Annotated in this window: 11 protein-coding genes; 5 read left to right on the top strand and 6 right to left on the bottom strand. The window is 74.6% G+C overall.

Annotation, left to right across the window (positions count from 1 at the left end):
* Window positions 1–34: 34 nt before the first annotated feature.
* Window positions 35–445 (top strand): hypothetical protein, encoded by a 411-nt coding sequence (locus ACFYW3_RS17995; RefSeq protein ID WP_351752669.1) that lies wholly within the window; start codon window positions 35–37, stop codon window positions 443–445.
* A gap of 36 nt (window positions 446–481) precedes the next feature.
* On the opposite strand, the gene ACFYW3_RS17990 is transcribed toward ACFYW3_RS17995, so the two are convergent.
* Entirely contained in the window at window positions 482–1585 is a 1104-nt protein-coding gene (locus tag ACFYW3_RS17990; protein WP_351752670.1) for a DUF3533 domain-containing protein, read from the bottom strand.
* A 203-nt stretch (window positions 1586–1788) separates the two neighbouring features.
* On the opposite strand from ACFYW3_RS17990, the gene ACFYW3_RS17985 reads away from it, so the two are divergent.
* A complete protein-coding gene (locus ACFYW3_RS17985; protein WP_389386726.1) occupies window positions 1789–5319 on the top strand; it encodes a DNA polymerase III subunit alpha in 3531 nt (1176 codons plus the stop codon).
* On the top strand, window positions 5316–6335 hold the full coding sequence (locus tag ACFYW3_RS17980; protein ID WP_389386725.1) for a hypothetical protein: 1020 nt from the start codon (window positions 5316–5318) through the stop codon (window positions 6333–6335). Before ACFYW3_RS17985 ends, ACFYW3_RS17980 begins: the two co-directional genes overlap by 4 nt.
* Before the next feature lie 30 nt (window positions 6336–6365).
* On the opposite strand, the gene ACFYW3_RS17975 is transcribed toward ACFYW3_RS17980, so the two are convergent.
* The gene (locus ACFYW3_RS17975) at window positions 6366–7463 is read right to left on the bottom strand and encodes an acyl-CoA dehydrogenase family protein (RefSeq protein ID WP_389386724.1); all 1098 of its coding nucleotides are present in this window, start codon (window positions 7461–7463) and stop codon (window positions 6366–6368) included.
* A 178-nt stretch (window positions 7464–7641) separates the two neighbouring features.
* Between ACFYW3_RS17975 and ACFYW3_RS17970 the strand changes: the two genes are divergently transcribed.
* Window positions 7642–8505: an alpha/beta fold hydrolase gene (locus ACFYW3_RS17970; protein ID WP_351752682.1), complete on the top strand. Its 864-nt coding sequence runs from the start codon at window positions 7642–7644 to the stop codon at window positions 8503–8505.
* Window positions 8506–8563: 58 nt separating this feature from the next.
* Here ACFYW3_RS17970 and ACFYW3_RS17965 read toward each other — a convergent pair whose 3' ends face one another.
* The 3 genes from ACFYW3_RS17965 to ACFYW3_RS17955 all read right to left on the bottom strand — a co-directional run bounded on the left by ACFYW3_RS17965 (window position 8564) and on the right by ACFYW3_RS17955 (window position 11414).
* The gene (locus ACFYW3_RS17965) at window positions 8564–9697 is read right to left on the bottom strand and encodes a lytic polysaccharide monooxygenase (RefSeq protein ID WP_389386723.1); all 1134 of its coding nucleotides are present in this window, start codon (window positions 9695–9697) and stop codon (window positions 8564–8566) included.
* 290 nt (window positions 9698–9987) lie between these two features.
* Window positions 9988–10470, bottom strand: a complete 483-nt coding sequence (locus ACFYW3_RS17960; RefSeq protein ID WP_389386722.1) for a DUF402 domain-containing protein — start codon at window positions 10468–10470, stop codon at window positions 9988–9990.
* The gene (locus ACFYW3_RS17955; RefSeq protein WP_389386721.1) at window positions 10467–11414 is read right to left on the bottom strand and encodes a GNAT family N-acetyltransferase; all 948 of its coding nucleotides are present in this window, start codon (window positions 11412–11414) and stop codon (window positions 10467–10469) included. The genes ACFYW3_RS17960 and ACFYW3_RS17955 overlap by 4 nt, the downstream gene beginning before the upstream one ends.
* Window positions 11415–11485: 71 nt before the next feature.
* On the opposite strand from ACFYW3_RS17955, the gene ACFYW3_RS17950 reads away from it, so the two are divergent.
* On the top strand, window positions 11486–11878 hold the full coding sequence (locus ACFYW3_RS17950) for a GntR family transcriptional regulator (protein ID WP_351751913.1): 393 nt from the start codon (window positions 11486–11488) through the stop codon (window positions 11876–11878).
* Between the two features lie 9 nt (window positions 11879–11887).
* Here ACFYW3_RS17950 and ACFYW3_RS17945 read toward each other — a convergent pair whose 3' ends face one another.
* Window positions 11888–12430 carry an FABP family protein gene (locus tag ACFYW3_RS17945; RefSeq protein ID WP_389386720.1) on the bottom strand — a complete coding sequence of 181 codons (543 nt, stop codon included), beginning with the start codon at window positions 12428–12430 and terminating at the stop codon, window positions 11888–11890.
* Window positions 12431–12539: the final 109 nt, after the last annotated feature.

Below are 12539 nucleotides of genomic sequence, written 5' to 3'. Positions count from 1 at the left end.
CGATCGGAGTCGGTCGGGAATCGGGGGCGCGGGCATGTTCGTCGATCTGGTGGGGTCGGCCGTCGGCGCGGCGGCGGGTCTGGGGGTGGTGCACCTGGCGCGTCGCCGGCTGGCCGCGCACCGGGCCGCCGGGGTGGCCGCGGGAGTGCGGACCGCCCTCTCCTGCCGGGTCGAATGGCGCGAGGGGCTGGGCCGCACGGGCTTCGTGTACGGGACGCTGAGCACGGGCCCGACCGGCGGCCCGGTCTTCAAGCGGCCCGCCCGCCGGGCGGTGGAGCTGCCCGGCGGCGGCCGTGCGACCCGCCGGCCCTCCTGGCGGCCCGGCATGCGGATGGTCGAGTACCGGGCGCCCGACGGGGACCGGCTCGGGTTCCTCGTCCACGACACCGACGTCGATCTCGCGGCCCGTTTCCTGCGCGTCCCGGACCCGGCCGACTACTTCTGAGCGCCGCCGTCGGGCGCGTGCGGGCCGTCGGGCCGGTCACCGCTCGGAGCCGCTCCCGGCGGGCGCGGGGTCCTGCGGGGCGTCGTCGATCCCGCTGCCCACCGCGGGCCCGGCCTTCCCCTTGTGGAACATCGCGCAGGCCAGGGTCACGGCCGAGCCGAGCAGTGCCCAGCCGGCCAGCACCAGCATCGGGCCGCCCGCGTCGTTGCCCCGGAAGTACGCGATCGAGCGGGCGGCGTACGTGCCGGCGCCCGGCGGCAGGGCCGGTCCGATGGTCCCCCAGAACGGCGGCAGCAGCGGGTACGGGTAGGCGCCGCCCGCGCTCGGGTTGCCGAGGACCACCACCACGAGGATGGCCAGGCCGATGCCGACCACGCCCGCCAGCCCCTGGAGGGCCAGGGTGAGCGCGCCGACGGCGAAGACGACCAGGGTGCCCAGGCCCCAGAGGGCCACGATGTTTCCCGACAGCGCTCCCAGGACGGGACCGGCGATGACCGCGCCCAGCAGCCCGGCGACGATCGAGTACACGAGCAGGGCACCCAGCCGGATGACGGCGCGGGCGGAGTTCGCGGGCCGGGCGCCGGCGCTGATCGCGAGGATCGCGGCGCACAGGTAGCCGCCCACGCACCAGCCGACGACCAGGTAGAAGGAGCTCAGGCCGCGGGCGTCGCCCCGGGCGGCCGGGGCCACGTCACGGAACCGCACGCTGCGCCCCGCGGCCGTCTCGGCGCGGCCGACGACCTCCTCGACGGCCTGGGAGAGGGAGGCTCCGGCGCCGCTCGCGACCAGCGACTCGTCGGTCTTGCCGTTCGGGTCGACGATCAGCGCGCCGTCCACCTCGCGGTCCCGGACCTGCGCGAGCGCCGCGTCCGCGTCCTTGACCGCGTGGGCGTCGAGCGGTGTGCCGGGCAGGGTGTCGAGCTGCTCGGCGTACTGCTCGGCGACCCCTCGCGCGGGGGCGGCCACGGCGAAGGGGATCTCACTGGGCACGGGGTGGTGGAAGGCCCCGATGTACGAGGTGACGAAGGCGAGTTGGAGGGCCAGCACCCCCAGGACCAGCAGGGCGGCCCGGGTGGTCACGGCGTCCTTGACCTCGGCGAGGAAGCCGCCGGGCGGACCTGTGGAGGTGGTCTGGGTCATGCCTCACACGCTCGGCGTATCGGGGGAGGGGCGCAGCAGGGGCGGGCCGAACGGATGACGAGGGGGCCGGTCCCGAGGGCTTGTCCGGGCCGCCTGGGGGCAGGCCCTCCATCAGTTGATCGAACAAGTGTTTCGCACGCGTATTCGAATTGCTCTATGGTGGAGAGGGGAGGTCGAGTATCGAGCGAAGCAGGAGGCCGCGGGTGCCTGGTTTTACGCATCTGCACACCGTTTCGGGGTTCTCCGCACGCTACGGAGGCTCGCACCCGGAACGACTCGCGGAACGCGCCGCCGAGCGGGGCATGGACGCCCTCGCCCTCACCGACCGCGACACCCTCGCGGGCGCGGTGCGCTTCGCGAAGGCCGCCGCGGGGGCCGGGGTCCGGCCCCTGTTCGGAGTGAACCTCGCGGTCGCCCCCGCCGCGGACTCCTCGCCGTCGGGCGCCGGGTCCTCGGGTGGCGCGGGGTCCGGCGGGGGCGGGACCTCCCACGCCGAGGCCTCCTTCCGCCGACGCACCCCCGTCAGGGGCGGCGCCTTCGTCGACGAGTCCGCCGCCCGGGCCGTCTTCCTCGCCCGGGACGGCGCCGCCGGCTGGGCCGAACTCTGCCGGCTGGTCACCGCCGCCCACACCGGCGCCCCCGAGGTCCCGCTGGTGACCTGGGACGCCCTGCGCGAGGCGCTCGGCTCCTTCGGGCTGAGCGGCGTGTTCGTCCTGCTCGGCCCCGACTCCGAGGTCGGCCGGGCGCTGGCCGCGGGCCGCCCCGACCGGGCCGCGCGGCTGCTCGCCCCCTGGCGGGAGCTGTACGGGGACGCGCTGCGCCTGGAGGCCGTCCACCACGGCCGCGCCGGCGCCGACGTCGACACGGGCCCCGGCTCGCTGCGCCTCGCCGCGCGCACGGTCGGCTTCGCCGTCGAGCAGGGCGTCCCGGCCGTGGTCACCAACGCCGTCCGCTACGCCGACCCCGGCCAGGGCCCGGTCGCCGACGTCCTCGACGCGGCCCGCCGGCTGGTCCCCGTGGACCCCCGCAAACGCCTGGACAGCGGCGAACGCTGGCTCAAGGACCCCGCCGCCATGGCCGAGGTCGCCGACCGGATCGCCCGGGCGGCCGGCCTGCGCCCCACCGACGCGCGCCGACTGCTCGGCGAGACCCGGCGCACCGCCGACGCCTGCGCCGTGGACCCCGAGGACGACCTGGGCATCGGCTCCGTGCACTTCCCCGAGGCCCGGCTCGTCGGCGCCGGCCACCGTACCGCCCAGCGGGTGCTGGCCTCCCGGGCCTCCGCCGGCATGGTGCTCCGCGGGTACGCGGACGACCACGCGTACTGGGACCGGATGCACCGGGAACTCGACGTCATCGCCTACCACGGTTTCGCCTCGTACTTCCTGACGGTCGCGCAAGTCGTCGACGATGTACGGGACATGGGCATCCGGGTGGCCGCCCGGGGCTCCGGCGCCGGGTCCCTCGTCAACCACCTCCTGGGCATCGCGCACGCCGACCCCGTCGCGAACGGCCTGCTGATGGAGCGCTTCCTGTCCAAGCGCCGCCACGTCCTGCCCGACATCGACATCGACGTGGAGTCCGCCCGCCGGCTGGACGTCTACCGGCGGATCATCGACCGGTTCGGCGCCGAACGCGTCGCCACCGTGTCCATGCCCGAGACCTACCGGGTCCGGCACGCCATCCGCGACGTCGGCGCCGCCCTGTCCATGGACCCGGCCGCCGTAGACCGGCTCGCCAAGGCCTTCCCGCACATCCGGGCCCGCGACGCCCGCACGGCCCTCGCCGAACTCCCCGAACTGCGCGACGTGCGGGGGGAGTCGTACGGGCGGCTCTGGGAGCTGGTCGAGGCGCTGGACGCACTGCCGCGCGGGGTCGCCATGCACCCGTGCGGGGTGCTGCTGTCCGACGCCTCGCTGCTCTCCCGCACCCCGGTCGTCCCGAGCGGCGGCGAGGGCTTCCCGATGTCCCAGTTCGACAAGGACGACGTGGAGGAACTGGGGCTGCTCAAGCTGGACGTGCTCGGCGTGCGGATGCAGTCCGCGATGGCCCACGCCGTCGCCGAACTCCGGCGCGCCACCGGCGAGGAACTCGACCTGGACGACCCCGCGCAGGTCCCGCCGGGCGACCCGGCCACGTACGAACTGATCCGCTCGGCCGAGACGCTGGGCTGCTTCCAGATCGAGTCCCCGGGCCAGCGGGACCTGGTGGGACGGCTCCAGCCGGCCACCTTCCAGGACCTGGTCGTCGACATCTCCCTCTTCCGCCCGGGGCCGGTGGCCGCCGACATGGTGCGGCCCTTCATCGAGGCCCGGCACGGCCGCGCCCCGGCGCGATACCCGCACCCGGCCCTGGCGGACGCGCTCCGCGAGACGTACGGGGTGGTGGTCTTCCACGAGCAGATCATCGAGATCGTGCACGTCATGACCGACTGCGGTCGGGACGAGGCGGACCGGGTGCGGCGCGGACTGTCCGACCCGCTGTCGCAGGGCCGGATCAAGGTCTGGTTCGCGGCGACGGCGAGCGCGCGCGGCTACTCGGCCGAGGTGATCGCCCGGACCTGGGAGATCGTGGAGGCCTTCGGCTCGTACGGGTTCTGCAAGGCGCACGCGGTGGCCTTCGCCGTGCCCACCTACCAGTCGGCCTGGCTCAAGGCCCACCACCCGGCGGCCTTCTACGCCGGGCTGCTCACCCACGACCCGGGGATGTACCCGAAGCGGTTGCTGCTGGCCGACGCCCGCCGGCGGGGCGTGCCGGTGCTGCCGTTGGACGTGAACCGGTCGGCGGTCGCCCACCGTATCGAACTGGTGTCCGAGGAAGTGTGGGGGCTCCGGCTGGCCCTGGCCGACGTCCACGGCATCGGCGAGGCCGAGGCGGCCCGGATCGAGGCCGGACAGCCCTACGCCTCCCTGCGCGACTTCTGGGACCGCGCCCACCCGGGCCGCCCCGTCGCCGAACGACTCGCCCAGGTCGGCGCGTTGGACGCCTTCGGCGCGAACCGCCGTGACCTGCTGCTGCACTTGACCGAACTGCACGGGGCGCAGCGAGCCGCCGGCGCTCGCGCGAACACCCAACTGCCCCTGGAAGGAGGCCGGTCCACCGCATCCGTCGGCCTGCCCGACCTGACCGACGGCGAACGCCTCAGCGCCGAGCTCGGCGTCCTCGGCATGGACGCCTCCCGCCACCTCATGGGCGACCACCAGGCCTTCCTGACCGAACTCGGCGTGGTCCCGGCCGCCCGGCTCCGCGACGTCGAACACGGGCGGACGGTGCTCGTCGCCGGCGCCAAGGCGGCCACCCAGACCCCGCCGATCCGATCCGGGAAGCGGGTCATCTTCACCACCCTCGACGACGGCACCGGCCTGGTCGACCTGGCCTTCTTCGACGACAGCCACGAGGCCTGCGCCCACACCGTCTTCCACTCCTTCCTGCTGCTGGTGCGAGGCGTCGTGCAGCGCCGCGGCCCCCAGAGCCTGAGCATCGTCGGAGCGGCCGCCTGGAACCTGTCCGAACTGGTCGAACTGCGCGGGGAGAACGGCCTGGAGGCGGTCACCGCCCGACTGTCCGAACCGGCCCGCGAGCGCGCCCCCGAGTCGGACGGCGAACCGGCCGACCGTCGCATCCACCTGGCGAACGGCTACGAGATGAACCCGTGGGCCGACCTCCGACCGCCCGGCGAGGGCGCCGCGACCGGCCGCAAGCTGTGGCACTCCAGCCCGGGGAGCGCGGGATGAGCGCGATCCTGCACGTACGGTGCGCCCCCACCCTCACCGGCGAGGGCTACCGGGAGGTCCTGGAACTGCTGCGGGAGTTCTCCCCGCTCGTCCAGGCCCTGCCGCCCCGCGCCGCCCTGGTCCAGGCGCGGGGAGCCCAGCGGTACTTCGGCATCGAGGCCGCCGGGATCGCCGAGGTGGTCCGACTGCGCGCGGTGGCCCGGCTGGGCACGGACGTACGGATCGGGATCGCCGCGACCTGGGCCCTCGCGGCCATGGCCTCCGCCAGGATCCCGGGCCCCGGCGGGATCCTGGCCGTCCCCGACGACCCGGACGCGGTGGCCGGCTTCCTCGGGCCGCTGCCGGTGGAGGCGCTGTACGGGCTCGGCTCCCGACAGGCCGAGGCGCTGCGCGGGTACGGACTGCACACCGTGGAAGCCCTCACCCGGGTACCGCCCGGCGTCGTCGAACGGATCCTGGGCAAGCGGACCGGCCGGCTGGTCGCCGAGCGCGCCCGGGGCATCGACCCGCGCCCGGTGACCCCCAGGGACCTGCCCTCCTCGGCCGCCGTCAGGAGCGGGTTCACCCGCGAGGAACTGGACGGCCCGCACGCCCGGGCCACCCTGCTCGCGCTCGTCGTCCGGCTCGGCGCGCTCCTGCGCGGGCGCCGCCAGGCGGCCCGCTCCCTGTCCCTGACCCTGCGCTTCGCGGGCGGCACCCGCTGGGAGAAGACCCGGCGGCTCGCGGAACCCTCCGCGCACGACGAGGACCTGCGCACCGCGGCGTACCGGCTGATGGACGCGGCGGGCCTGCAACGGGCCCGACTGACCGGGATGGTGCTGCGGGCCGAGGACCTGACCGGCGCCGAGCGCGTGGCCCGGCAGATCTCCCTGGACCCGGTACGGGAATCCCGGCTGACGGTGGAGGCGGCCGTCGACCGGGCCAACGCCCGCTTCGGCGCGGGCACGGTCCGCCCGGCGGCCACCTTCGGGGCGGGCGCGGTCCGGGATCCCGCCGGCCTCGGCAGGGCCTCGTGACCCGACGGGCCCCGGGCCCGAGCCGGTGGATCAGGGCCCGTCCACCATCAGCCGGGCCACCTCGCGCTTGAGCCCGCCGGTCTGGGCCTGGACCAGGTGGAACTGTGCCTCCCGCGAGAGCCGACCCGCCGTGTTGCCGTACTGGATCGCGCGCCCGCCGGCCACCGCCACACAGGCCGAGGCGGCCCGTACGGCCAGGTCCAGGCTCTCGGCCCGCAGCCGCAGCCGGTCCGCGGGCCGTTCCCCGGGCGGGAGTTCGTCCCGCAGCGCGTACGCCTCGGCGCGCAGCCGGGCCGCCCGGTCCGCGATCCGCAGCCCGAGGTCCTCGTGGCCCTCGGAGTCGAGCAGGAAGTCCGCGGTGGCGCGCAACTGCCCGAAGACGGCGGGCTGGGCGTCGGCGTTCTCCAGGTCGTACGCCCGCACCCAGTCGGCCCGCGGCTCCCGGACCACCACCTCGGCGTCCGGCACGAAGACGCCCCGGACCTCGACGGCCGCCGTGCGCGTCCCCCGCATCGCCCACAGCGGAGCCGACGGCGCCGACGCCAGCCCGGCTCCCGGGGCGCAGTCCACCGGCGCGAACAGCACCTCGTCCGACGGCGTGAGGGCGCCCAGGTACACCACGTCGGCCAGCCCCCAGCCCGTCATCCACGGCACCCGCCCCGACAACCGCCACCCGCCCGACTCCCGCTCCGCGGTGACGGGCGGTCGCGGATGGCGCAGGAAGGCGAAACCGGCCGTGGCCCGCCGGTCGCCGCGCGCCAGGGCCGGCAACCAGGCCTCCCCGAGCGCGGCGTCACCACCGCGCAACAGCCCCTTGGCCAGGGCGTGGTGCTGCGTCCACACGAACCACGTCGACGGATCGGCGGCGGCCAGCAGCTCGTGCACCTCCCGCGTCACCCGCCGCGCGGCGACCCCGCTCGCGGGATCCGGTTCGTATGCGATCAGCCCGTACGCGCCACACGCCGCGAGCGCGTCGAGGTGCGAACGCGGCACCCCAGCCTCGGCGGTCTCCTCCACGCACGGGCGCAACACGCGCACCGCGGTCTCGGTGACGGCCGCGACCAACGGTTCGACCGCCAGGTCGGGCGGGGTGGCCAGTGCGGTTCCGGCGCCGGGGACCCTGTGCATGCGGCTCATTCTTCTGGTGCGCGGCCGGCGGGAGCCTCGACACGCGAGTTTTTACCGACGCGTAACTTCCAAGTCTTGCTACTCGCCCGTAATTTAACGGCAGCAGCCCCCCCTTGTGATCCGGATCACGGGACGAACCCCCACGCCCTTTCCCCTTGACCCGCAAGGAGATCACACGATGCTGCCCTGGAGACGACTGCTCCGCCCGCTGGCCGTCCTCGCCCTCACCACCGCCGCGCTCGTCGCCCCCACCATCCCCGCCGCACAGGCCGCGTCGGCGCCCCGCAGCGGCTGGAACAACTGGTCCTGTCGGCCGACGGCCGCACACCCCCGCCCCGTCGTCCTCGTCCACGGCACCCTCGGGAACTCCGTCGACAACTGGCTCGGCTTCGCCCCGTACCTCGTGAACCGCGGCTACTGCGTCTACTCCCTCGACTACGGGCAGCTCCCCGGCGTCCCCTTCTTCCACGGCCTCGGACCCATCGAGGAGTCCGCCGCCCAACTCGACGTGTTCGTCGACAAGGTGCTCGCCGCCACCGGAGCCGCCAAGACCGACATCGTCGGCCACTCACAGGGCGGCATGATGCCGCGCCACTACCTGAAGTTCCTGGGCGGCGCCGCCAAGGTCAACGCCCTCGTCGGACTCGCCCCCGACAACCACGGCACCACCCTGAGCGGGCTGACGCGACTGCTCCCGTACTTCCCCGGCGCCGAGGACCTGATCAGCTCCGCGACCCCCGGCCTGGCCGACCAGATCGCCGGCTCGGCCTTCATCACCCGCCTCAACGAGGGCGGGGACACCGTCCCGGGCGTGAAGTACACCGTGATCGCGACCCGCTACGACGAGGTGGTCACCCCCTACCGCAGCGGCTTCCTCGACGGGCCGAACGTACGCAACGTCGTACTCCAGGACCTCTGCGCCCTGGACCTCTCCGAGCATGTGACCATCGGCCTGACCGACCGCATCGCCTGGCACGAGGCCCTCAACGCCCTCGACCCGGCACACGCCGAACGGACCACCTGCGCCTCGGTCTTCCAGTGACGGGGCGCGGGCGGTCCGTCCGGCCGGACCAGACCCGGCGGGATCCGCGGGAGACGGCTTAGCGGCCGTGGCGGCCCGCGGCGCTCCGGCGGCGGGCCGCCACGAACAGCGCGGCCGCGCCGACGGCCAGGGCGCCGGCCCCGGCCATCGCGATCGCCGGAGTGGCGCTGTTGCCACCCGTCTCCGCGAGGTTGCCGCCCTTCGGGGTCACGGGCGCCTCCGAGGCGAGGAGCGGAGCGGCGGCGTTCCCGGCGTTGGTCTTCGGGTCGTCGTCACCGTGACCGTGGTGCTCCACGGAGGACTTGACCGCGCCGGCGGCGATCTGCCGGTCCGTGGGTGCCTTGGCCAGGGGGCAGTCCTCGTCGGTGCCGGGCACGCCCGTACCGGGCTTGGCGCCCGGCTTGCCGGGCGCCTTCGACGGCTTGCCGCCCCCACCGGTGCCCGGCTTCGCGCTCGGACCGGTACCGGTACCGGTGCCCGTGCCCGTGCCCGTACCGGTGCTCGGCTTGCCGGTGGGCTGCGCGCCGCCGCCGGTGCCGGCACCCGCGCCGTTGTCCTTGCCGAAGACCACGTCCGAGCAGCTGTAGAAGGCCTCCGGGCTGTCCGAGCGCTGCCACACGCTGTAGACGAGGTGGCGGCCCGTCTTCTTCGGGACGGTGCCGGAGAAGACGTAGTCACCGTTGCGCATGCCCGGGTCGGTGACCTTCACGAACGGCTTCGACTCCAGGTCGGACCACTTGAGCGGCTTCGTCGGGTCGTAGCCGTCCTTCGTCACGTACAGCTCGAAGGACCCCTTGTGCGGGGCGGTGCCCTTGTAGCGGAAGGTGTGCGCGCCCGCGGTCATCGAACCGGCCGGCCAGTCGGCGCGGGGCAGGTCCAGGCCCTTGTACTTGGCGTTGCCCGCCGAGCACAACTGCCCGTCCGGAATGAGGGACTTGCTCTTCCCGGCCGCGTTGGCGATGTTCACCGCGTTCCAGTCGTAGAACGCCTGCGCCCCGCTCGCCGCCACCGCCGCCTTGCAGGCGGCCGACTTCGGGGACTCCGGGCCCTCCGCGTAGCACGCCGCCACCCGGCTGACCGGGTCCGTCATCGAACCGTGGGCGGCCGCGGGCACGGTGGCGTACGCGGCCACCGCGAGCGGGGCCAGGCCGACGGCGGCGATTCGGGCGGCGGTACGGCGTGCGTGGCGCATGGATGGAACTCCTCTGGGCAAGGCGGCGGAACGGGCTGAACACGTCAGGGGCGGGCCGGTGCGAGTCGGCCGGGCCGGACGCCGTCCCTCACGGGTTCCGGCGCCGCCTCGGGCCCTCCCTGGCTCGGCCAAGCTAGCCCCCCGAAACCCCCGTCCGGCCCGGATCCACCGTCGATCGCGGATCCTTAGGGCGCACTTAAGGCAGGGACAAGCACCACCTCAGGAACGCTTCCGCACCGCCCCGGGAAGGCGCCCACAGCGCCCCGGCTCAGCCCCGGGACCGCGTCGGCTCAGTCGAGGAGCGCGGCCAGACCGGCCGGTGTGCGGGCCTGGCGCTCCAGGGCGTCGAGCGCGCGGACCGCCTCGCCGGCGGCCTCCGGGTCGGTCGTGGCGAGTCCGCTCGCCTCGAACTCCTCCTCGTCCAGGCGCAGGACGAGGGCCCCGTCCGCCGAGACCCACAGGTCCAGGTCCAGGTCCTCGACCAGGACCTCGCCGTCCCTGACCACGGCCGGGCGGGTGATGTCGCAGTACCAGCCCTTCAGGACGCCGTCGCCCGTCCGGACCTCCTTGACCGCGTACCAGCGGCCGCGCCAGAAGTGCTCGGTGAACACGTCGCCCGGCTCGAAGCGCACGAACCCGAAGTCGCGCACGGTCGCGGCCGCCCAGGGAGCGCGCACGGAGATCCGGTCGCCGGTGTCGGCGAGGAGCCCGGCCGGATAGCGGATCTTGGTGCGGCCCGCCTTGGTGAGGGTGACGTCGACTCGCTCGCTCATCGCGCTGTGGGCTCCAGACGTTTGGTGAACCGGGTCTCGGTGGCGCGGATCTCGTATCCGAACCAGGAGTTGATCGCGAGCATCGGGCCGTTGCCGGCGTCGTTGCCCGTGAAGGCCTCCGTGCAGCCGGCCGCGACGGCCCGGCGCAGGGAATCGATCTTGGCGAGCCTGGCCAGGCCGCGGCCCCGGTGGGCCGCCAGGGTCCCGGTCATCCCCGAGGCGTACCGCCCGGTGCCGTCGGTCCGGGCGGCGGTGAACGCGGCCGGCTCGCCGCCGACGAGGACGACCGCGGTCAGCTCCTTGTCGAGCGTGGGATCGTGCCAGACACCGCTCAGCCAGTCCTCGTAGTCGTCCAGTTCCACCGGCAGGTCGCCCGGCTCGTCCCGGCTCACCGCCGCGTCGACCTCGTACAGCGGCCGCGGATCGTCGACGAAGGCGGAACCGGGGCGCAGCTCCACCCCCGGCGGCAGCTCGGCCGGGTACGGGGGAAGGACGGCGGTGGTGAGGTCCAGCCGCAGGAAGTGGGCGGAGCGGCCGGGACGGTAGCCGTGCCGCTCGGCGAAGGCCCGGTGGCCGGGCTCGTCCATGACCCAGGCGTACGTGTCCACCGCGCCCCGCGCGAGCAGGTGCTCCTCGGCCGCGCGCAGCAGGGCGGTCCCGGCCCCGAGCCCCCGGTGGTCGGGATGGACGTGCGTGTTGACGAAGGACGCGCCCGGCTCGGCGCTGTCGTGCGCAATGCCGACCTGGGCAGTGCCGACGACCCGGCCGTCCCCGGTCTCCGCGAGGAGCAGCCGGTAGTGCCCGGCGGGGTGGGAGGAGGCGAGTTCGTGGGCCACCCCGGCCCTGCTGGCGATCATGAACGGGAGCGTGGCGCGGCGCACCGCGGCGACGGCCTCGGCATCGCGGGGGTCGCCCGGGCGCAGGTCACGGATGGTGAGGGTCATGGCGCCGACGCTAGGACGATCAGAGCGGGGACGCCTGCGAATTACGCGGGCGATGGGAGACAATCGGCCGCGTGACCCCGACTTCCACGCACCTGAAGATCAAGATCGACGGCTCGGCCGGCGCCGCCGCTCCCTACGAGCAACTGCGCGCGCAGATCTCGGAAGGAGCCCGGGCGGGGCGGCTGCCCGTGGGGTTCCGACTGCCCACGGTCCGGGCCCTCGCGGAGGAACTGGGGTTGGCGGCGAACACCGTCGCGAAGGCCTACCGGGCACTGGAGGCGGACGGTGTCGTCGAGACCCGGGGCCGGGGCGGAACCCTCGTCGCGGCCGCGGACGACTCGGCCTCCCGGGAATCGGCCACCGCCGCGCAGGCGTACGCGGAGCGGGCCCACCGGCTGGGGCTGACCTTCGACGAGGCCACGGCCGCCGCCCTGGACGCCCTGCGGGCCCGGTACGGCAAGTAGGCCCCGGCCTCAGGCCTTGTGGCGTCCCAGTTCCGCCCGGAGGTGGTGCCGCATGGGCTGCCCCATCGCCGCCATCTCCTGCGTGATCGTCAACTCCCCTTCGGCGAAGGAGTACCGGCGCCTCATCCCGGTCACCTCCTTCGCCCGCGGGGTCCGCTCCACGTGATCGGTCTCGATCTCGATCTCCGTACCGGACACGCGGCCCACGTACGTCTCCACGATCCCGGTCGGGTGGGCCAGCGTGACCTCCAACGAGGCGTCCGGCATGATCCGCCACCAGCCGCTCTCCCGGCCCGAGGGGCGCAGGGGCGTACCGGACTCGTCGATCAGCCAGGCCCGCGACTCGTACCGCAGGAAGGGCCTGCCGTCATGGCTGAAAGTGATCTCCTGCTCGTACCGGAATCCCTGCTCCAGGGTCGGGTACTCGCCCCGCCCCCGGCCGTGCCAGCGCCCCAGCAGGGCCAGTACCGGCGCGAGCTGAGGGTGCGGTTCGGGGCCCTCGCCCGGCGTGAGGCTGTCGGGATACGGATTCTCCTGCGCCGGCTCGGGCACGGGGCGTTCTCCTGTTCGGTGGGTCCTCCCCGCGGCGGGCTCGATCGACCGGCGGGGTTGCGACTACGGGGCCATTGTTCCCGGCCCGCCGTTACCGGAGCGGCACCGC

It is taken from the genome of Streptomyces sp. NPDC002602, from assembly GCF_042889445.1.
In the GTDB taxonomy this organism is placed as follows: Bacteria; Actinomycetota; Actinomycetes; order Streptomycetales; family Streptomycetaceae; genus Streptomyces.
Note: the sequence above shows the minus strand (reverse complement) of the source record. Positions and strands in the feature narration are given on the sequence as shown.

Coding starts and splice junctions, on each gene's coding strand:
- ACFYW3_RS17965 (WP_389386723.1), bottom strand. CDS start 9,697: ATGCGCCACGCACGCCGTACCGCCGCCCGAATCGCCGCCGTCGGCCTG.
- ACFYW3_RS17995 (WP_351752669.1), top strand. CDS start 35: ATGTTCGTCGATCTGGTGGGGTCGGCCGTCGGCGCGGCGGCGGGTCTG.
- ACFYW3_RS17970 (WP_351752682.1), top strand. CDS start 7,642: ATGCTGCCCTGGAGACGACTGCTCCGCCCGCTGGCCGTCCTCGCCCTC.
- ACFYW3_RS17990 (WP_351752670.1), bottom strand. CDS start 1,585: ATGACCCAGACCACCTCCACAGGTCCGCCCGGCGGCTTCCTCGCCGAG.
- ACFYW3_RS17980 (WP_389386725.1), top strand. CDS start 5,316: ATGAGCGCGATCCTGCACGTACGGTGCGCCCCCACCCTCACCGGCGAG.
- ACFYW3_RS17975 (WP_389386724.1), bottom strand. CDS start 7,463: ATGCACAGGGTCCCCGGCGCCGGAACCGCACTGGCCACCCCGCCCGAC.
- ACFYW3_RS17960 (WP_389386722.1), bottom strand. CDS start 10,470: ATGAGCGAGCGAGTCGACGTCACCCTCACCAAGGCGGGCCGCACCAAG.
- ACFYW3_RS17955 (WP_389386721.1), bottom strand. CDS start 11,414: ATGACCCTCACCATCCGTGACCTGCGCCCGGGCGACCCCCGCGATGCC.